The organism is Peterkaempfera podocarpi, assembly GCF_042466665.1.
GTDB classification, from domain to species: Bacteria; Actinomycetota; Actinomycetes; order Streptomycetales; family Streptomycetaceae; genus Peterkaempfera; species Peterkaempfera podocarpi.
On record NZ_CP162102.1, the window covers coordinates 7,610,861 to 7,629,994 of the forward strand.

Sequence of the window (19,134 nt, forward strand, 5' to 3'; positions counted from 1 at the left end):
CACGGGGCCGGCCGGCCGCCCGCCGGTCGCGGTCCCGGTGTGCGCCCTGCCCGACGGCGCTGTGGACAGCGCGTGCCAGCCGGGACCCCCACAGGGACCGGGGGCCGCCGAAGGGGTCCGGCTCCTCGCCGGGCCGAGGTGCACGGACCGCCACACAGACGGCGTCCGACGGCGTCCCGGAGCAGGAGTACCCGGCGTCCAGCAACGCCTGGACCTTCGCCTCGGTGGCGGTCGCCAGCAGGTTGACCAGGGCGGCGTCGGACACCGGCGCGGGGACCACGGCCAGGATGTTGATCGTGCCCGGAACGTGTCCGGACCGGTGCGGCGGCCGCTCGGAGGCTGCCGCCCAGGTGGGCACGCCGATCCCGGAGGTGACGACGGCGGTGGCGCCGGTGTCCTCGGCCCAGGTGACGTCATCGACCTCGGCGGCGGTCATCAGCCCGACGCCCGGCCCGGTCAGCCCTTCGGCCGCCGCGAGTCCGGCGAGGTGGCGGTCCGGGTCGAGCCGGCTGTACCCGGGGCGGACATGGGCGTTGAGCACCCACTGCCGCTGACCGATCCCACCCCCGAGGACGGCACTGCTGACCATGCGCCAGCCCGGTCCCGCACGCCACACAAGCAGGTGCCTGCAGGCGTCGTCCTCGAACCTCGCCGACCGCCCCACCACCGGATACCCCACCAACCCTCCACTTCCGTCCCCGCTTCGGCGTCATGACGAGCTCCCATCATCCCCAGCGGCCCCGGACGGCGCGGACCGGGGCGGCCCCACCGCGCGGCACGGGTTCGAGGGCGCGGTGCTCCGGACAGTCCCGGCCCGCCCGCATCTCACTCCGCCGCGGCCTCTGCGGTGCCCGCTCAGCCCTGGACCGGACCCGCGGCGAGCAGGAGGGGCCGGGTATGTGCTCCACCGCTCTGCCGCCTGTGGCCCGACAACCGGGCGGCGGAGCGCTGCGCGGGCACCGCGGGCCGGGCCGTCCTACGCTGGGGGAGGAGTCACCGTGCCGCCGGGCACAGAGAGCGGGCCGGACCCCCGGCCAGGCATGCCGCACATTGCGCGGGTTGCCCGGACAGCCTTCGCTGTCGGCTCGGCTCGGGGCCGTACGCAGGCCCGGCCGCCGCCGGCCCGCCCGTCGGCCTGTCCGTTCGTCGAGGGAGGTCAGCGTGATGCGCTCACCATGGCCGGAACGCCGCCGCATCGTCGTGCTCGTGCTGGCCGCAGCCCTGCTGCCGGTGGCCGGCCCGAGCGTGGCGGGCGGGCAGCCGCCGATCCTCCTGGACGACCTCTCGCAGATGCCGGCCGCCCGGCCGGTCACGTTCACGGTGACGAGCACGGTCGCGCTCAGCGGACTGCGGTGGTCGAACTGGGGCGCCCCGACCGCGACCGCCCGTGGCAGCCTGGGCATCAACACCTGTCGGCCCGACTGCGCACAGGGCCGCGTACGGGTGCTGCCGGGCGCCGAACTCCAGGTGCAGGGGGTACGGATCGACCAGGGGCTCCGCTACTACGGGCAGTACAGGATCCTCGACCAGGCGTTCTCGCCCGAGGACCGGGCGCAGTACTCGCGGTGGACCAAGGCGTACGTCCCCAGCGACTTCCGCTAGCGGTGCGAGGCCGGCCGATTGTCCGTGCCGGTCGTCCGTGGATGGTGGCAGGCACGTGGTCCAAGACCTGCTGTGTGGCGGGGCAGCCAGCGGTCCGTCTCCCACCGGTCCTCAAGGCCGGAGTTCCATCAGGAGCTCGTTCTGGACTCCCTGGATGCATACCCGCCGGGAGCAACCACTCGCCGCTCGTCGCAACACATGGGGAACGAACTGCGCTGCGAAAGACCCTGGTTGAGGCTTGACCACTGTGGAATGAGGCGATGCACAGAGTGGGCATATCGTCCACCGTCTGTTCCGGATTGGGGGACTGACGGTTCATCGGCCTGCGGAGGCGGTGGCGGTGTCGGTGCCCACGGGAGCGTTCGGGTCGGTCCGCCGTGCGCCGCGCCACTGTGATCCCGGTCACTCGACCCCCGCTTTCCCCTAGGTACCTATTGGCTCCCCGGAAGTAGCTTCAGTGAGTCGGAACACGGAACGTGAACAAGGGGAGTGACCATGATCGTGGTGACGGGAGCAACGGGGAATGTCGGGCGGCCTCTTGTGCAGGCCCTTGTCGAGGCGGGTGAGCAGGTGACGGCTGTCTCGCGCAAGGCGGCCGAGGTGCCCGAGGGAGTCAGGTTCCACCAGGCCGATCTGACCGAGCCGGAGAGTCTCAAGCCCGCCCTTGAGGGAGCCGAGGCGCTGTTTCTGCTGACCTCTCCCGATTTCATGGCGAACGGCAATCTCGGTGATGTCATGGATGTTGTCCGGGGGTCCGGTGTCCGCCGGGTCGTGTTGCTGTCGTCCCAGGGCGTGGGTACAAACCGGCACCCCTCGGGTCTGGAGGACGCCGTCAAGCAGTCGGGGCTGGAATGGACGATGCTGCGGCCGGGCGCCTTCGCCTCCAATGCGCTGCAATGGGCCGACTCGCTCCGAACGCAGCGCATGGTCGCGGCGCCCTTCGGCGACGTCGTGATGCCGGCCGTCGACCCGGCCGACATCGCCGAGGTCGCCGCCGTCGCACTGCGCGAGCGAGGCCACGCCGGCGAGATCTACACGCTCACCGGCCCGGTGGCGATCTCGCCCCGGCAGCAGGCCGTAGCGATCGGGGACGCCTTGGGCGAGCAGGTACGGTTCGTCGAGCTGAGCCGTGCGGAGGCGCGGGCTGGGATGTTGGCGTACATGCCCGAGCCGGTGGTGGAGGCCACCCTCGACGTCCTCGGTGCACCGTCTGTCGCCGAGCAGCGCGTCAGCCCTGATGTCGAGCGGGTCCTCGGCCGTCTGCCGCGTACCTTCGCGGAGTGGGCGGTCCGCACCGTCGAGGCCTTCGCATGAGTCGTCGGCTGCCGTGTGGATCGCCCCCCGGTGACGTGGGACCGCAACTGGGACCAGGGGCGACGTCCCTGGTCGCGCAGCAGACGATCCAGCACGGTCTCGACGCCGGAACGCCCTTATCGGCGGGTCGTCATCTCTGGGCGGATCACTAGCGGGCCGGCCAGGCGGCGGTGATCGCGGCCGCTGACTCCTCGACCGTGCGGTCGTCCGTGTCAATGCGCAGATGGCCCAGCGCGGCCCGCTCCAGGGCTCCGGCTGTCGCGGCTGCCTCGTCGGCGATACGGAGCAACTCTGCGGTTGGTCTGCCCTTCAGGGGGTCGCCCGGTGCGGGCCAGCTGCCGCCCTGGCCGCGGAATTTGATCCGTTCGGTCAGGGCGGTGCGGCTCGCGTGCAGGCGACACATCGTGATGGCGGCCTCGGGCAGTGCAGCGGTGTACAGCCTGACAGCCGCCTCGTCCTCGACCGAGCCGTTGACGATGAGGACCTCGGCGCCGGCGTCGCTGTATGCGTGCCACAGGGCAGCCAGGTTCCTTGCCGTGAGCCGGTGGTTGGCGAGGTCCTCGGGCTGGGCGGGACGGAGGAAGGCGAGTTGGTCGAGTTCAACGTACGCGGTACGGGCGGAGCCGCGGATGCGCTGGTAGACCTGCCAGCCGATGGTCGACTTGCCGACTCCGGTGGGGCCGAACAGCCACAGCACCCGGGCGCCGACCGCAGGGGTCCTTGACTTTGGCGAGGATGCGGCGCGGTCGGTTGAGCGGCTGGGCCGACCGGGGAGCAGCGGCGCGGACGAGTCCCCGGCACTCGGCTCCGCGAGGCGTCGTCCTGGGCCGGTCCGGTCGCCGATGTGCTCCGTAACCTGCCGGACAACCTCCGCCACTTTCAACCCGGTCGTATCGATGCACACGTCGCCGAAGCCGCTCACGTCCATGACGTCTGCCTCGTCCAGCGTCTCCTGCACTCGATGCGTCTGCATTCCGCGCCCTGTGAACCTCTGCGCCAGCTCCGCCCGGTCGGCACGCAGCCGGCATACCGTCAGGTGGGTGCGGGGCAGTTCGTCCGCATACACGCCCTGTACCGGATCCACGACTCCTGACACCACCACGCACCGGGCGCCCCCCTCACGGAAGTTCGCCAGCACTGCAGCGAGGTTGCGCGTCTTCATCCGGTGGAGTTCCGGGTCTTCGGGGGGCCCGGGCAGGAAGATGCCCAGGTGGTCGATGTCGACATAGCCGGCGGGGAGCCCTGATGCGGTGAGCCGGGAGAAGAGTTCCCAGCCCACCGTGGTCTTGCCGACGCCCGCCGGCCCGCAGAGCCACAGGACCTGGAGCGGATCGGGTGCATGCAGCATGGCAGGGATTGTCACGGGCACGTGGCGAGCACGTCGACTCAATTATCGCCGAACCGCACCCTGTCGGGCAGTGCGCGAGGCTCGTCGAGTGGACCGACGACGCAGGGCCCCTCGCCGTGGCGTTTTCTGCCGCTGCGCCGATCGGCCCGGCCTGGAGCCCGGCAGTGGACTCCGGGCACTCGGATCGCGTGGGAAGGCTCGGCGACCGTGTCCGGTGATGCATGCCGGACCGCGCCGGTGCTGTCCTCTGCTCCGTCCTCCATGACAACAGGGGGTTGACGTGACAACCGGGGGTTGTCATCCTGGAGTCATGGCAGACACCAAGGACCTCTCCGTGCACCAGCCGGCATTCGACCGCCTCAGGGAGGTGCGAGCGCAGGCCATCGAGCATGCCCGCCTGGCCCGGCAGTTCGCTGTCGAGCGCCGAGATCTGATGCAGGGCCTGATCGACCAGGGTGTGTCCCAGGCGGACATTGCACGGGAGCTCGGAGTCACCCGCCAGGCCATCCAGAAGATGCTGGCCTGCTGAGGGCGCGGGCTCGCCGGCGCGGGCGTGCACGACGAAGGTCGCCGGCCGGGCCAAGGGCGCGTCGCCGGACCTGGACCGCGCCGGGGGCATCGGCCTGCACGGGGCGCCCGCGTCGCGGTGGGCGCCCCGTGGCCGTTGCGGTCAGGTCTCCTGGCCCAGCGTCCCGCCTGTGCCCCCGTTGTCGTCCGGGTCCCCGGTGGCCAGCCCGAGGGCACCACGGACCTTCTTCGCCTCCGTGTAGCCGTCGTGGAGCGAGGCCTTGGACAGGGCCAGACGCTCGGCGTGGTCGTCCCGGGCGGTTGCGGCCTGCCGCCAGTACGGCAAGGACTTGCGGATCTCGCGTACCAGATCCGCGATCGGTCCGCGCACCTTCGGTGACCAGGTCCCGGCCTCGAGCTGCTGCGCCTCCAGCTCCGTGGCATCGGCAACCTGCGCCGCCCAGACGTGGTAGGCGTGCAGGTCCTGCGAGGGCTCGAACCCGGGCTCCTGGTTGAGGGCGTCGTTGTGATCCCGGGTGCTGTCCAGGTAGTCGAGCTGGGCCCCGTTGAGATTGGTGTAGTCGCGCCGGACGGAGCCGCTCCGCTTCCCGTTGTCATCCACAAAGAAGCAGGTGGAGTGCGGGTCCTTCCACCATTGGGAGGCGTCCTTGGGGTAGTAGTAATGGATGGCCAGGGTGGCCGGGTATGCCCAGCTGTCCATGATGTACCGGTCGGCGAGGTCCTGGCAGCCCTTCGAGGACTGCTCCAGGACCGACTGCTTGCCCGGGAAGGAGCTGAGGTCGTTGCCGTCGATGCGCGCCTGGCCGAACACTTCCCGTTCGTGCGGCTTGCTGCACGGCAGGACGGTCACATAGCTCACCATCGTCCCGGTCGGGGCGTCGAAGCAGTCACCCGTCTGCAGGTTGAACACCGAGGTCGTACCGGGCGGGCGTGCGCCAGGGGTGTGCAGGTCCGGGACGGTGGCGAAGGCGACCACGAGCAAGGTGACCCAGGCCACAGCCCAGACCGTGGACAGCGCGAGGCCCGCGCGGGCCAGTCCCCGGCCCCGCTGCCCGGTGCGCCGGATCTGCCCCAGCGCGGCGATGCCGAACCCGGCCGACAGCGGTACCAGACAGGTGAAGCCGAGCACCAGCGAGGCGATCGCGAACCCGTTGACGCCCGGAGGTGGTGCGGGCTGGGGCCAGCCCGGCATCCCGCCGTACGGGCCCCACGGCCCCCATGACCCGTCGGCGGGCGCCGCCGCCTTGCCCGAGGGCGGCGAGGCTGTGGGGAGGCTCGGGTCGGGCGGTGCCCAGGGGTTCCATGGCTGCGCCGCAGCGGCCGTCCCCTCGGGCGTCCCGGTGTGCGGTGCGGGACCGGTGGGCGCACCGACGGTCGTGGAGCCGTCGGTGCCGGACTCTTGAGTGTCCATGGTGTGCGGCTCGGGAGTGCCCGCATCCGGCGCGGGTTCGGCCGATGCGGTTGCCTCCAGCCCCGGGGCCTCCGGCACCCGGCCGTCGGACTCGGCCCGGGACGCCTCCGACCCCGACTCCGGCGTGGGAGCACTCGGCCCGGACGCAGTCGGCGCGGCGGCGTCCCGCGTGGGCTCCCCCGGTGGCGATTCGCCTGGTCCGGGGTCGTTGGGCTGGGGTGTCGGCATGCGGTCCGGCTCCTGGTCTCGTGCGGATGTTCGACAGCGGCGGCGAGACTCTAGCGGACCGTGATCACGCCTGTCGTGACATATCGGCGTGCAGGTCGGAGCGGTTGTGGACGGTACGCCGGGTACGCCGGGTACGCCGTGGAGGTGCGGCCCGACCTCGCGTCCGCAGGGCGTCGGCCGAGCTGTGCGGGATGTCCTCGCCCGTTGCAGCGCATCGGGTGGGGGCGCTGAACTGTCGTGGCGTCAGATCCGTTCGCAGCGCGGCGATTCAGTGCTGTGCCCACCCTCGCCGGTGCGGGGAGCCGGGTGTGGAAGGTGCGGCGGTGTTCCTCCACGTTTCGGGCTGCCCTCGTACCCGAAGAAATTCCGGTGCTCCGGCCGCGTCCGGCTCACTACACTCACCACCGAAGGCACGCCGCCGCGACCCCGCAGAGAGTGTGCCCACCGACGAGTTGAGGGGAGCCGGGCCGTGCGTCACCGCATCGCCGTCGTGGTTTCCCGCCCCCGGTCCGAGGTGATCCTGGTGTCCTCGTCCGCCCGGTGCCGACTGCGCGGTCGGCTCCGGATGCCCGCGACGAACACCTGACCTCCGTCCGGGGGCCTCCGGCCCCCGTGACCCCTCGTCGTCCGGGAATCGCGCCGTCCTGTCCGGGATCTCCCCGAAAGGCCATGGGCCGTGCGTACCGATCTGCACCGTCATGCCGCAATCCAGCCGACCGCCATCCGCAATCTGGGCATCCTCGCCCATGTCGACGCCGGTAAGACCACCGTCACCGAGCGGATCCTGTATCTGACCGGCGCCACCCACAAGCGGGGCGAGGTCCACGACGGGACGACGGTCACCGACTTCGACCCGCAGGAGCGCGACCGGGGAATCACCATCTTCGCCGCGGCGGTGAGCTGCCTGTGGGACGGGCACCGGCTCACCCTCATCGACACCCCCGGCCATGTCGACTTCTCCGCCGAGGTGGAGCGTTCGCTGCGGGTGCTCGACGGCGCGGTCGCGGTCTTCGACGCCGTCGCGGGTGTCGAGCCGCAGAGCGAGTCGGTGTGGCGGCAGGCGGACCGGCACGGTGTGCCGCGGATCGCCTTCGTCAACAAGATGGACCGGGCCGGCGCCGACCTCGACGCCGCGGCCGCCTCCATCCGGGAGCGGCTGGGCACCGTACCGCTGGTGGTCCAGCTGCCGATCGGCGTTGAGGACCGGTTCACCGGAGTGGTCGACCTGCTGCGCATGCGGGCACTGGTCTGGCCCGACGGGGTCGACGGGTACCAGGAGGGCCCGGTGCCGGAGTCCCTGCGGGACGAGGCGCACCGGCGCCGCCGACTGCTGGAGGAGACGGTGGCGGAGCTCCACCCGGCGGCGCTGGAGGAGTTCTGCGCCCGTGCGGAGGTCTCCGCACCGACGCTGGCCGCGGCACTCCGCGACCTGACACATACCGGGGAGGCGGTGGTGGTGCTGTGCGGGTCCGCGTACCGCAACCGCGGTGTCGAGCCGCTGCTGGACGCCGTGGTCTGCTGGTTGCCCTCGCCGCCGGAGGTGCCCGCGGTGCGCGGGGTGTTCGGGGGCGAGGTGCAGGAGCGCGCCGCCGATCCTGACGCGCCGTTCGCGGCGCTGGCCTTCAAGGTGAGCGCGGCCGCGACCGGGCGGCTGACCCATCTGCGGGTGTACTCGGGGACCGTACGCAGGGGAGATCTCGTCCTGGACGCGGGCTCGGGACGCAGCGAGCGGATCGGCCGGATCCTGCGGGTCCAGGCCGACCGGCACACCGATGTGGAGCTGGCGGTGGCCGGGGAGATCGTCGCGGTGCTCGGACTTCGGTCCGCGCGCGTCGGCGCCACCCTCTGCTCGCCCGCCGCACCCCTGCTCCTCGATCCGTCGGCCGTAGCCGATCCGGTGGTCTCGGTGGCCGTCGAGGCGCGCAGCGGCGGCGACACCGAGCGGCTGGCGGCGGCGCTGGCACGGCTGGCCGAGGAGGACCCGTCGCTGGTGCTGCGGACCGATCCGGAAACGGGCCAGACCCTGCTGTCGGGGCTGGGGGAACTGCATCTGGAGGTCGCGGTGGAGAAGATCCGCCGCACCCATGGGCTGGAGATCGGCGTCGGCCGGCCCCGGGTGGCCTACCGGGAGACGGTGGTCCGCGGGGTGTCAGGGCTGGTCTACCGGCACATCAAGCAGGAGGGAGGTGCCGGCCAGTTCGCCCATGTCGTCCTCGACGTCGGGCCGCTGGCGGCGGACGAGGCCGGGGGCTTCACGTTCCGGTCGGCCGTCACCGGCGGACGGGTGCCCCCGCCGTACATCCGCGCGGTCGAGGCGGGCTGCCGGGACGCCCTGGCCGAGGGGCCGCTCGGCGGCCACCCGGTGACGGGGCTCCGGGTCACCCTCACCGACGGGGGCACCCATCCCCAGGACTCCTCGGAGGCGGCCTTCCGTACGGCCGGCCGGTTCGCTCTCCGGGAGGCCCTGCGGGCCGCCACGATGGCGCTGCTCGAGCCGGTGGTCGAGGTCACGGCCACCATGCCCGAGGACGCCGTCGGCGGGGTGCTCGGTGACCTGGTGGCTCGGCGCGGCCGGGTGACCGGGTCGGCCGTGCGGGGCGGCACCGCGGTGGTGACGGCGACCGTGCCACTGGCCGAACTCTTCGGCTACGCCGGACGTCTGCGCAGCCGCACCCAGGGCAGGGGTTCCTTCACCACCCGGCCCGCCGGGTACGCCCCGTCGCCCGGCTCCGCCCGGTAGCCGCCGAACGGTGGCCCCGCGCTGTCGGCCGATCAGCCGACAGCGCGGGGCCACCGCCACCGCCACCCCAGACCCGCCCGGAAGCCGGAGCGGAACCCCGGGTCGCGGTCGGCGGTTCCAGGACGCAAGCCGGACCCGCGCGCAGTGGCTGCGCGGCTGTCCGGTGCGGTGATCAGTACGGTGTCCCGGAGCGGATGCCCGGCTGCGCCCGGTCGGCCGGACGCTCGGGGACGACCGTCCCCGCCCTCCCGGCCGACCGGACCTGACCCACCGTCACCCCCGGGCAGCCGCCAGGGGCTCTGCCTCGGGGGCCGGGGCGGGGGCAGGGGTCCTGCGCGGACGGACGAGCGTGAAGATCAGCACGGCCCCCATGGCGGCGGCGACCGCCGAGACGAGGAAGAGGCGGTCCAGGCCGGCGGTGGCAGCGTGCCGCAGCAGCTCTGCGGCCGCGTCCCGCTGTCCTGCCGGGACCTGCCGCAGCAGCGCCTGGCCCTGTCCGCCGCCCAGGGCGGTCGCTGCGCGCTGCGCGTCGGGGACCCGGCCGGAGGCGGCCAGGACGTCACGCGCCCGGCTGGTGAACATCGCCGAGAACACCGCGATGGCCAAGGTCAGCCCGAGCTGCCGGAAGGTGTTGACCGCGCCGCCTGCCATACCGGCCCGCCGGGGCGGGACGCTCGCCGTTGCCGCCGCCACCAGGACCGGTGTGAACAGGCCGACCCCCACTCCGATCACGGCGAAGCCCGCGTACAGCGACGACCTGCCCGAATCCGTGTGCACGGACAGTGCCAGGACCAGCAGCCCGAGCGCGATCAGCAGCGCACCGCAACCGAGCGCCACCCAGCTGGGAATGCGCTGGATGAAACGGCCGGCCGCACCCGAGACGGCGAAGGAGACCAACGCCAGCGGGGTCATCGCCAGACCTCCGGCGATCGGGCTGAGGTCCAGCAGCGACTGCAGCCAGAGCGAGACCAGCATCAGCGACCCGAAGCTCGCCCCCTGCACCAGCAGCGCCGCCGCCATCAGGCCGTCGAACCTGGGGCTGCGCATCAGCCGCAGATCCAGCATCGGGTATGCGGACCGCTGCTCGACCACCACAAACGCCACCAGCGCCAGTACCGCTGCCGCAAAGCAGGCCAGTACCCTCGGCCGGCCCCAACCTCCGCCGTCGCCACCGGTGATCAGGGCGTAGGTGACCAGGCCCGCGCACACGGTGAAGGCCAGCGAACCCAGGTAGTCGACCCGGGCACCCGCGTGCCGCTCATGACGGGGACGGTCCGCGGCCACCACGCGCAGGGTCAGACAGGCGGCCACGGCCACGATCGGCAGGTTCACCAGGAAGATCGCCTGCCAGCCGAGGCCCTCGGTCAGCAGGCCTCCGAGCACCGGCCCGGCCGCCGCCCCGGCACCGTTGACGGCGCCCCAGAAGCCGAACGCGGTACCCCGGTCGCGGCCCTGGTAGGTGGAGGCGATCAGCGCGGCCGAGGTCGCGAACATCGCCGCGCCGCCGAGCCCCTGTACGGCGCGGGCGGTCACCAGCAGATCACCGTTCGGCGCGAGCGCCGACCCGAGTGAGGCCACACCGAACACGCTCAGACCGATCACATACCAGCGACGGTGACCATGGATGTCGGCAAGCGAACCGGCCACCAGCAGCACCGCGGCCAGCGCGAGCGAATAGGCGTCGATGACCCACTGCAGCGACGTGTAGCTCGCGTTGAGGTCCTTGGCCATATCGGGGAGGGCGACCGTCACGATGGTGACATCGAGAAGCAGGATGAAGGAGCCCAGGCAGATCGCTGTCAAAGGCCACCATTTGCGCATCAGTGCACTCCGTGGAAGAGAGTTCAAATCGAATGCCTCCACCCTGGGTGCGGCAGGCATCCAGCGACAGCCACAGGCCGTCGGGCGGCACAATCCGACATCACCTACCGTGGAGCGGTGAAATCCGACAGCCGGGATGAGCCGAGCATCTCCCCGATCGATCTCGGCGAGACCGACAACGCACTCGCCCACGCCCTCCACATCGACGGCCGCGCCCCCTTCGCCAAGATCGCCGACATCCTCGGCGTCTCCGACCAGACCGCGGCCCGCCGCTACGCACGGCTCCGCCGTACCGGCACGCTCGCCGTCCTGGGTCTGACCAACGCCCTGCGCAGCGGCGAGAACCACTGGCTGCTGCGGGTGCGCGCCGCTCCCGAGGCGGCGGTGCCCCTGGGTGAGGCGCTGGCCCGCAGGGACGACACCTCCTGGGTCTCCCTCGTCTCCGGAGGCACCGAGGTCTGCTGCACGGTACGCGAGCGGCCCGGGAGGCAGCACGAGCATCTGCTCCTGCACCAACTGCCCCGCACGCCCCAGGTCACCGATGTGCAGGCCTACGCCGTCCTCCATGTCTTCTTCGGCAACGACCAGTCGCCCCTGACCCGCTCCGGACCCCTCACCCCCGAGCAGGTCCAGACGCTGGAACCCGAGGACGCGCCCGACGGCTCGGAGCTCGGCCGCCCCCTCGACGACGACGAGCGACGCCTGCTCGCGGTCCTCGCCCGCGACGGCCGCGCACCGCTCACCGAACTCGGCCAGGCCACCGGCTGGTCCCTCAGCACCGTCCGGCGGCGCCTGTCCCATCTGCGGCGCACCGGGGTCCTGTACTACGACATCGACCTGGCTCCCCGCCTCCTCGACCGGGGGATGCACGCCGGCCTCTGGCTCGACATCGACCCCGCCTCGCTGGAGCGGGCCGGCACCGCCATGGCCCAGCACCCCGAAGTCAGCTTCGCCGCCGCAACCACCGGCTCCACCAACCTCTACGCCTCACTCCACTGCGCAGACGCACCCTCGCTCTACCGCTACCTCACCACTCGGATCGCCACCATCCCCGGCATGCGCAGCTGCGCCACCGCCCCCGTGCACCGGACCCTCAAAGGCGCGGGCCCCATGGCCCCGCGCCCCCGCAGCCACAGCCACACCGAGCGAAACTGAGTCACCATCAGAACCCTTCAGGCGCCCGGATCGCCGCGCAGTGAAGGGGTTGCCACTGCCCCCTGCGGGGCCTGCACAGGCGCACTGGGCTGCGCCGGTCATTCACCACCCCCGCGTTGTCAGAGGCCCTCGGTACCGTCCTCGGCATGATCCCTCCGCGCCCTTCCCTGCTCCCCCTGCGGGACGACCCGACCGGTCGTCTCCTCGGCGCCGATCTCCCTCCCGGGCGGCTGCTCGACGAGACCTTCGAAGGCCCCTGGCGCGAGCCGCTGGTGTGGCGCTCCGATGTGCCGGCCCTGCCCGGCCACTGGGCCCGTCTCCGGGCGGAGACCCGCCACACGGGTCTGTATCCCTTGCTCCTCGGCGGCACGCACACCTATGCGCGAGGGGTCCGCGAGCCGGAGCCCTGGCAGCCGGATCTGGGGCCCGACCTCGTGACCGACCCCGACGCCTTCGACGCCGAGCAGCTCATGCGCGAGTGGTGGCAGAAGTACGCCACCCCGGACGCGGACGCGGACGGGGGCGGGGGCGGGGGCGAGGGCGAGGGCGAGGGCGAGGGCGAGGACAGCGAGGCCGACGAGCGAGCGGAGATGCTGGCGCCCCACGACCGGACGTGGCCCGGCTTCGCCCCCGCCGGGACACTGCAGGCAGATCCCGAACACCGCGCCGCCGAAGCGGCCGACATCCTCCTCCGGAACAAGAACCTGCTGCTGCCCCGACTCGGCCTGGCGCCCGCCGGGCGCAGCTCCGACGTGCTCACGGCCATCGGCTGGACCGGCCCGCTGAACTACGACAACGACCCCGCACCCTTCACCGCGGTCCTGCGCTCCTGGGAGGACCGCTTCGGCACCCGCCTGGTCGCGCTCACCCACGACGTCCTTTATCTGTCGGTCGCCGCCCCACCGCGCACCCTCGACCACGCCCTCGCTGTCGCTGCCGAGCACTTCGCCTTCTGCCCCGACAGCATCTGGCAGGGCAGCGACACCATCCACACCCACGCCGAGGAGAGCATCCTCGACCAGCCACTGTGGGCCTTCTGGTGGGACTGACACCAGGGCCGGCTCCACCACCGCCCCCGCGGTGCGAAGCAGCGCGACGGGGTGGGCATGGCGTCCCCCGCGCGGGTCCGGCACCCGGGCCGGCCGTCACGGCAGACCCGGGGAACCTGGTGGAGCCCCGATCACGGTGAGCGCTGCTCTGCCGGTCTCAGGCCGCCGTCTGGGACTGCGCGGCCTCCGGCCGCAGATCGCTGAGTCGGAGCAGATGGGCGGGGGAGTCGGGCAGCACCGTACGGCGGGTGATGCGCAGCTGCGCGTCGACGTGGAGCAGCACGCCCGGATCCAGCAGCTCCCAGTCGGGGTTGTCATCCATCCGTTCGGAGGCCGTGACCACGGCCGCGCAGTCCGCGAGGTCGCGGGAATGGACGCGCATCCGGCCTCCGGTGCCGCTGTGGTCGAGGTGCCGGGTGCCGTGGCAGCCACCGGGCGGCCGGTGCAGCACGTACAGATCATGGGTGTCGGGGTAGCGCAGCGCCCACAGCTCGTCGGGGGTGATGAGAACGAGGTTGAGGGCGTAGACGGGCAGGTGCTCGGCGACCCACCGCGCCGCCTGCTCGATCCCTGCGGCGACATCCCCGCCGTGTGCCCGGGTCTCCCTGGTGATCAGTGCGAAGAACCGCTCGGAGTCGGTGTCGCCCTGGACCAGGGACAGATCCTCACCCAGGTGCGCATCCAGGGCGTCCAGCCCTTCGATCACACCGTTGTGCGCGAACAGCCGGCCGTCCTGCTCGAACGGATGGGTGTTGCGCGCCTCCAGCGCCCCGGTGGAGGCGAAGCGGACATGCGCGAGAAACGTCGTCGAGCACACCTCCCGGGCCTCCTCCGCGAACGCCCGGTCCTCGTAGGCCGCGACCGGGGCCTTGTGGACCTGGGCCGCTCCGCCGCTGTCGAAGAAGCCGAGCCCGGTGCCGTCGGGATCGCGGTGGCTCTGGTCGCTGAGGCTGTCCGGTGCGTCGAGGAGCCAGAACGTCGCACGGGTTCGCCGGGGAGCGCTCGTCAGGCCGAAGAGACGGCACATCACCGAAGCCTTTCGGTCGGTAACCGGAGGGAGGCCGCCCTGTCGGGGCCTCACCGGGGTGCCCGGACGTAGCGCCCGGGCTCGGAGGGTTCGTACCAGACGCCCGACCGCCGCCCGTCCACTGCCGCTCGGGGGTCCGCCCGGCGTGCCGGTGCCGGGCCGGACCGGGCCGGACGATCCCGGCGCGACAACGTCCGGTGCAGGGTGGCACCCAACACTCAAACGCGTCCCCGGTGGCTCTGCAAGCCGGAAGGAAAGCAGAAGCGGCAGTTGCTCCTTCGGCCGGTCGACCGGGAGCCCTCCCGCCGTCCCGCGACACACCTCACATCGTCGATCCGGCGCTGCTCCTCACCGGGGAGCAGCGCCGCCGACGGTTCTCAGGACTCCGACCCCGGGACGGGCACGTTCGCCAGGAACCGCTGCCGGTCGACGACCACCCGGTCGATCTCGCCGGTCGCGACAAGCTCCCCCGAGTCGTCGGAGGCCCGCACCAGAAAGGTGAGCCGCCGGCCCGCCGCGTCGGCCCGTGCCTCGGCGACGACCTCCACCCGGCCGCCCACTCCGGTGGCACGCACATGCTCGATACGGACCGCCGTGCCCACCGTCGTCTCCCCCGGACGGATGAACGAGGCGGCGGCCCGCACGGTCGCCGCCTCCAGCCAGGCGATCAGCCGCGGGGTGGCGAGCACGGGCACGTCACCGCTTCCCACCGCCGCGGCCGTGTCGTTGTCGGTCACCTCGTGTCGCATCCCACCACGCTAGTGCCGCCCCCGCCGACCTTTGCCCTGCCGCGACGCCTGGCACGCACGCTCGCTCGCTGCGTTGGCCGAAAGCCCAGGTCCAGTACAGGGGCTTCCGGCCGCCTTGCGATCGCACACAGCCGATGACCTGCCAGGTTCTCGCGGGCCGTCCCCCCACCGCGGGGCCGCGGCCGGCCCCGGGCCCCGGCCCGTCGTCCTCATGGCCCGCGCCTCGTTGCGGGCCCTCTCGCGTCCCGGTGAGCTCCGGACACCCGTGCAAGGATGGTGGACATGCCCGTGCCGCAGCCCGTGCTCAGCCCGCTGACCACTGCGTCCCTGTTTCTCGTCCTCACCGTCGAGCCGGGTGGTGAGCCCGTCGTCCGGGAACTGCTCGCCGACCTCGCAGGCCTGCAACGGGCAGTCGGTTTCGGGCACCCCGACGGACAGCTGGGGGTCGTCGCCGGCATCGGCTCCGAGGTCTGGGACCGGCTGGTGGCCGGTCCGCGTCCGGCGGAGCTGCATCCCTTCCAGGAGCTGCGCGGTGGCCGCCACCACGCCCCCGCCACCCCGGGCGACCTCCTCTTCCACATCCGGGCCGCCCGGCAGGACCTCTGCTTCTCCCTCGGCTCCGAGATCATGACCCGGCTGCGCGGCGTGGTCGCCGTCGCCGACGAAGTCACCGGCTTCACCTACCTGGACCAACGCGACCTGCTCGGTTTCGTCGACGGCACGGAGAACCCCGTCGGGCAGGAGGCCGCCGACGCTGTACTGGTCGGCGCCGAGGACCCGGACTTCGCCGGGGGCTCCTATGTGATCGTGCAGAAGTACATGCACGACCTGGACGCCTGGAACCGCCTCCCGGTCGAGCAGCAGGAGCAGATCATCGGCCGCCGCAAGCACACCAACGTCGAGATCGACACGCCCGGCTCCCATGTCGTCCTCACCACCATCACCGACCCGGACGGCACCGAGCGGCAGATCCTGCGCGACAACATGCCCTTCGGCAGCCCCGGCAGCGGCGAGTTCGGCACCTACTTCATCGGCTATGCACGTACCCCCTCGGTGACCGAGGAGATGCTGCGGCACATGTTCCTCGGCGACGGTCCGTTCAGCCACGACCGCATCCTCGACTTCTCCACCGCGGTCACCGGAACCCTGTTCCATGCGCACCGCCGACTTCCTGGAGGACCTGGGCGACGAACCGGAGTCCGCGGCCGAGGAGCCCGGCTCCCTCGGGATCGGCGGACTGAAGGGCCGTTAGCAGCAGGCGGAGCAAGCGACAGGAGAACCACCCCCATGGACAACCTGCACCGGGAACTCGCCCCGATCTCCGCGGCCGCGTGGGCCGACCTGGAGCAGGAGGCGAGGCGTACCTTCACCCGGCATGTGGCGGCCCGCCGTATCGTCGACGTGCCCGAGGCGGCCGGCGCGGAGCTGGCCGCTGTCAACACCGGCCACCTCGACGAGATCGAAGCCCCGGCGGCGGGGGTGCGGGCCCGGCTGCGCCGCGCCCGGCCGCTGGTGGAGCTGCGTGTGCCCTTCACGGTGAGCCGCGCAGAGGTGGACGACGTGGCCCGAGGTGCCCAGGACGCCGACTGGTCCCCGGTGAAGGAGGCCGCCCGGCGCATCGCCTTCGCCGAGGACCGCGCCGTCTTCGAGGGCTATCCGGCGGCGGGCATCACCGGCCTGCGCACCGCCTCCAGCAACCCGGCGCTGACCCTGCCCGCTGATCCCCGGCTGTACCCCAACGTCATCAGCCAGGCCGTCTCCGAACTGCGGCTGGCCGGTGTCGGCGGCGCCTACACCCTCGCGCTCAGCGCGGACGCGTACACGGCGGTCAGCGAGACCTCGGACCACGGCTACCCCATCCACGAGCACCTGCGCCGCCTGCTCGACGGGGAGATCATCTGGGCCCCCGCGGTCGACGGCGCCTTCCTGGTGTCCACCCGTGGCGGCGACTTCACCCTGCAGCTGGGACAGGACCTCTCCATCGGCTATCTGTCCCATGACGCCGACAGCGTCCAGATGTACTTCCAGGAGTCGCTCACCTTCATCGTCCACACCGACGAGGCGGTCGTCCCCATCGGCCCCGCCCCGCAGGCGTGAGCCCCGACGGCACCCCCGCAGACGTCCTGCCCCGCAGGCGGGCCGCCGGCCATGCCCGGAGCAGTCGGGTCACCCCCCGGCCGGCCTGCGGCGCGTGCCGGCGGGGCACGGCCCTGGGCGGCAGCTGAGCACCGGCGGGCGCCGGCCCGTCCATGGACCGGTCGGCCCGGCGGCCCGTCCACGGACCGCGAACGTCCCGGGTCACCGTCAGCGACCGTGCAGGAGCCGGTCGAGCAGCACGTAGGCGCGCTGCTCCGTGGCCGCCAGCACGGCGGGGTCGATCTCCGCCTGCCACAGTTCCCCTGCCGCCGCGTCATCCGCCTCATGCAGTTCCACCACGGCCACGGCCAGCTGAACCTGGACCACCGGCACCGGCAACCAGGCTCCGTCCGCAAGAGCGTGCTCCGCACGCTCGGCTGCCGCCGTGCATGCGGCAAACGCCCGTTCCACCCGCACCGCAGCCTGGCCGTGGACCACCAGCAGCGCGCAGGCCAGTCCGGCGGCGATCCCCAGAATGCTGCTCAGCCCCCGGTCGTAGACGAGGTCGCGGGCGGGGACAGCGCTGGTCAGCTCGCTCATCAGCAGGGCCAGGGGCGTGACGAAGACGACCGCCAGGCCGTAGTTGAGCGCGACGCCGTACTCCAGCAGGAATTCCAGGACCACGACCACCAGGACCAGCACCAGCGGATCCGGCTGCCCGGCCAGCACTCCCAGGGCGAGCAGCAACCCGGAGACCGTGCCCAGGGTGCGCTGGACGGCACGCTGCGCCGTCGTGCGGACATTGACCGAGTGCAGCACGGCGGCCGCTGTGATCGCCGCCCAGTAGCCGTGCCCGAGGCCGAGGAGAGCGGCTACCCCGCCCGCCACCGCGGTGCCGAGAAACATCCGCAGCGCGGGAACCACCAGCGCCACGCCGGAGACCGGACCGGCGGGGCCGCGCCCCACCACGAGTTCGGCGGCACGCCGCGCGACAGGACCGGCCGCCGCCGATGTCCCGGCCGTGCGGCAGAGGACATCGGCGGCCGCCACCGGGGACGGCGACAGCAACTCGGGCAGCGCAACGGGGGGTCTGCGCCGCCGGACCGCGAGAAGGCCGGCCTGCCGGTGCAGGAGCTGCGGCGTGGCGGTGGACGCGCCGGGGGACCGGTGCACCGAGCAGACCAGCAGTGACCAGGACAGGTCGGTCAGCAGCACGCAGGTCCCGCCCTGCCTGCGCCGCTCGCCGTGCTCGGCGGCCGTCGGCGGTGCCAGGCCGAGGGAGAGATAGGCCTCCAGGATGCCGACCGTTGCGCGGTGCCGTGTCCGTGCGGCGCGCTGTACGTCGGCCTCCTCCAGCAGTGCGGCGAGTTCGCGAAGGGCGGTGGCGACCGCGAGACGCTGCGGACGGTCCGGGTGCACCAACCAGCCCGGCATCGCCAGCACCCAGGCCGTGGCCGCGCCGATCGCGGCCAGCGCGGTCTGCGGGGCGACATCGGCCGGGGCGGGCGAGCCGTTGGCCGCCACCGCGAAGGAGAAGAGCAGCAGCACCGCGCCCAGGCCGCCCAGTCGCGTCGCGCCGCAGGCGAACTTGGCCAGGCCCGCCACCACGGCCGTCGCCACGACCACCACGGCGGTGCCCGGTCCGCTCGTCTGGGGATGCGTCACCGCAGCGAGGGCCGACCCGCATCCGACACATGCCGTCATGGCCACCGCGGTGACCGCGAGAACGCGAGCCCGCCGCGGGTAGGGCAGATTGCGCCCGAATGTGGCGGTGAATGCACCGAGCATCGCGTAGACGGCGGGTCCGGTCCGCCCGGTGAGCGCCAAGGGAAGCGCGGGCAGTGCCATCGCCAGCGCCGCGCGGAGGGCGAAGAGCAGCGCCCCGTCCACCCTGTGCAGCGCGAGCGCACCGCGTGGGGAGAGCACGCACGCCGCATCGGCGACGGAGGCCCGCCGGCTCCTTCCGGGTTCGGCAGGGGGTGGGTCGGGCAAAACCGGCATGATCGGTGTATATCACCTGTGCTGCATCATTCCGCCTGGCGGGTCGGTCGGTGGTCGGCGACTCCCTCCGGCCCTGGGGTCCTCG

The 19,134-nt window shown here is 72.5% G+C and carries 13 protein-coding genes and 2 pseudogenes; 8 read left to right on the plus strand and 7 right to left on the minus strand.

The window, feature by feature from the left end; all coding sequences use genetic code 11:
• Positions 1-49 precede the first annotated feature (49 nt).
• A pseudogene (locus AB0761_RS33295) lies at positions 50-679 on the minus strand (adenosylcobinamide amidohydrolase); the annotation flags it as partial.
• Between the two features lie 485 nt (positions 680-1,164).
• Between AB0761_RS33295 and AB0761_RS33300 the strand changes: the two are divergent.
• Both AB0761_RS33300 and AB0761_RS33305 read left to right on the plus strand, forming a co-directional pair.
• Positions 1,165-1,602, plus strand: coding sequence for a hypothetical protein (locus AB0761_RS33300; protein ID WP_377272968.1), 438 nt, complete (start codon positions 1,165-1,167; stop codon positions 1,600-1,602).
• A gap of 495 nt (positions 1,603-2,097) precedes the next feature.
• On the plus strand, positions 2,098-2,916 hold the full coding sequence (locus AB0761_RS33305) for an NAD(P)H-binding protein (RefSeq protein ID WP_377272969.1): 819 nt from the start codon (positions 2,098-2,100) through the stop codon (positions 2,914-2,916).
• Positions 2,917-3,064: 148 nt separating this feature from the next.
• Here AB0761_RS33305 and AB0761_RS33310 read toward each other — a convergent pair whose 3' ends face one another.
• Entirely contained in the window at positions 3,065-4,264 is a 1,200-nt protein-coding gene (locus AB0761_RS33310; RefSeq protein ID WP_377272970.1) for an AAA family ATPase, read from the minus strand.
• Between the two features lie 310 nt (positions 4,265-4,574).
• Between AB0761_RS33310 and AB0761_RS33315 the strand changes: the two genes are divergently transcribed.
• Positions 4,575-4,793: a hypothetical protein gene (locus AB0761_RS33315; protein ID WP_377272971.1), complete on the plus strand. Its 219-nt coding sequence runs from the start codon at positions 4,575-4,577 to the stop codon at positions 4,791-4,793.
• A 141-nt stretch (positions 4,794-4,934) separates the two neighbouring features.
• On the opposite strand, the gene AB0761_RS33320 is transcribed toward AB0761_RS33315, so the two are convergent.
• Positions 4,935-6,203 carry a DUF4190 domain-containing protein gene (locus tag AB0761_RS33320; protein ID WP_377272972.1) on the minus strand — a complete coding sequence of 423 codons (1,269 nt, stop codon included), beginning with the start codon at positions 6,201-6,203 and terminating at the stop codon, positions 4,935-4,937.
• A 904-nt stretch (positions 6,204-7,107) separates the two neighbouring features.
• On the opposite strand from AB0761_RS33320, the gene fusA reads away from it, so the two are divergent.
• Entirely contained in the window at positions 7,108-9,171 is a 2,064-nt protein-coding gene (fusA, locus tag AB0761_RS33325; RefSeq protein WP_377272973.1) for an elongation factor G, read from the plus strand.
• Positions 9,172-9,444: 273 nt separating this feature from the next.
• Here the strand turns inward: fusA and AB0761_RS33330 are convergent, their stop codons facing one another.
• Positions 9,445-10,974 (minus strand): MFS transporter, encoded by a 1,530-nt coding sequence (locus tag AB0761_RS33330; protein WP_377272974.1) that lies wholly within the window; start codon positions 10,972-10,974, stop codon positions 9,445-9,447.
• A gap of 135 nt (positions 10,975-11,109) precedes the next feature.
• Between AB0761_RS33330 and AB0761_RS33335 the strand changes: the two genes are divergently transcribed.
• Together AB0761_RS33335 and AB0761_RS33340 are read left to right on the plus strand one after the other, a co-directional pair.
• Complete coding sequence (locus AB0761_RS33335; RefSeq protein ID WP_377272975.1) at positions 11,110-12,147, plus strand: Lrp/AsnC family transcriptional regulator; 1,038 nt, start codon at positions 11,110-11,112, stop codon at positions 12,145-12,147.
• A 146-nt stretch (positions 12,148-12,293) separates the two neighbouring features.
• Positions 12,294-13,196 carry a DUF4253 domain-containing protein gene (locus AB0761_RS33340; protein ID WP_377272976.1) on the plus strand — a complete coding sequence of 301 codons (903 nt, stop codon included), beginning with the start codon at positions 12,294-12,296 and terminating at the stop codon, positions 13,194-13,196.
• Between the two features lie 157 nt (positions 13,197-13,353).
• Here the strand turns inward: AB0761_RS33340 and AB0761_RS33345 are convergent, their stop codons facing one another.
• Both AB0761_RS33345 and AB0761_RS33350 read right to left on the minus strand, forming a co-directional pair.
• Positions 13,354-14,223 carry a class II glutamine amidotransferase gene (locus tag AB0761_RS33345; protein ID WP_377272977.1) on the minus strand — a complete coding sequence of 290 codons (870 nt, stop codon included), beginning with the start codon at positions 14,221-14,223 and terminating at the stop codon, positions 13,354-13,356.
• 377 nt (positions 14,224-14,600) lie between these two features.
• Positions 14,601-14,972: a thioesterase family protein gene (locus tag AB0761_RS33350; RefSeq protein ID WP_377272978.1), complete on the minus strand. Its 372-nt coding sequence runs from the start codon at positions 14,970-14,972 to the stop codon at positions 14,601-14,603.
• 282 nt (positions 14,973-15,254) lie between these two features.
• Between AB0761_RS33350 and AB0761_RS33355 the strand changes: the two are divergent.
• Both AB0761_RS33355 and AB0761_RS33360 read left to right on the plus strand, forming a co-directional pair.
• Positions 15,255-16,073: pseudogene (locus AB0761_RS33355) on the plus strand (Dyp-type peroxidase); the annotation flags it as partial.
• A gap of 186 nt (positions 16,074-16,259) precedes the next feature.
• Positions 16,260-17,069: a family 1 encapsulin nanocompartment shell protein gene (locus tag AB0761_RS33360; RefSeq protein ID WP_377274464.1), complete on the plus strand. Its 810-nt coding sequence runs from the start codon at positions 16,260-16,262 to the stop codon at positions 17,067-17,069.
• 207 nt (positions 17,070-17,276) lie between these two features.
• Here AB0761_RS33360 and AB0761_RS33365 read toward each other — a convergent pair whose 3' ends face one another.
• A complete protein-coding gene (locus tag AB0761_RS33365) occupies positions 17,277-19,049 on the minus strand; it encodes an FUSC family protein (RefSeq protein ID WP_377272979.1) in 1,773 nt (590 codons plus the stop codon).
• Positions 19,050-19,134 lie beyond the last annotated feature (85 nt).

Excerpts from the sequence above, each read along its gene's own strand:
- AB0761_RS33320 (WP_377272972.1), bottom strand. The coding sequence starts at position 6,203 with ATGGACACTCAAGAGTCCGGCACCGACGGCTCCACGACCGTCGGTGCG.
- AB0761_RS33305 (WP_377272969.1), top strand. The coding sequence starts at position 2,098 with ATGATCGTGGTGACGGGAGCAACGGGGAATGTCGGGCGGCCTCTTGTG.
- AB0761_RS33360 (WP_377274464.1), top strand. The coding sequence starts at position 16,260 with ATGGACAACCTGCACCGGGAACTCGCCCCGATCTCCGCGGCCGCGTGG.
- AB0761_RS33365 (WP_377272979.1), bottom strand. The coding sequence starts at position 19,049 with ATGCCGGTTTTGCCCGACCCACCCCCTGCCGAACCCGGAAGGAGCCGG.
- AB0761_RS33300 (WP_377272968.1), top strand. The coding sequence starts at position 1,165 with ATGCGCTCACCATGGCCGGAACGCCGCCGCATCGTCGTGCTCGTGCTG.
- AB0761_RS33350 (WP_377272978.1), bottom strand. The coding sequence starts at position 14,972 with ATGCGACACGAGGTGACCGACAACGACACGGCCGCGGCGGTGGGAAGC.
- AB0761_RS33345 (WP_377272977.1), bottom strand. The coding sequence starts at position 14,223 with ATGTGCCGTCTCTTCGGCCTGACGAGCGCTCCCCGGCGAACCCGTGCG.
- AB0761_RS33340 (WP_377272976.1), top strand. The coding sequence starts at position 12,294 with ATGATCCCTCCGCGCCCTTCCCTGCTCCCCCTGCGGGACGACCCGACC.
- AB0761_RS33310 (WP_377272970.1), bottom strand. The coding sequence starts at position 4,264 with ATGCTGCATGCACCCGATCCGCTCCAGGTCCTGTGGCTCTGCGGGCCG.
- AB0761_RS33315 (WP_377272971.1), top strand. The coding sequence starts at position 4,575 with ATGGCAGACACCAAGGACCTCTCCGTGCACCAGCCGGCATTCGACCGC.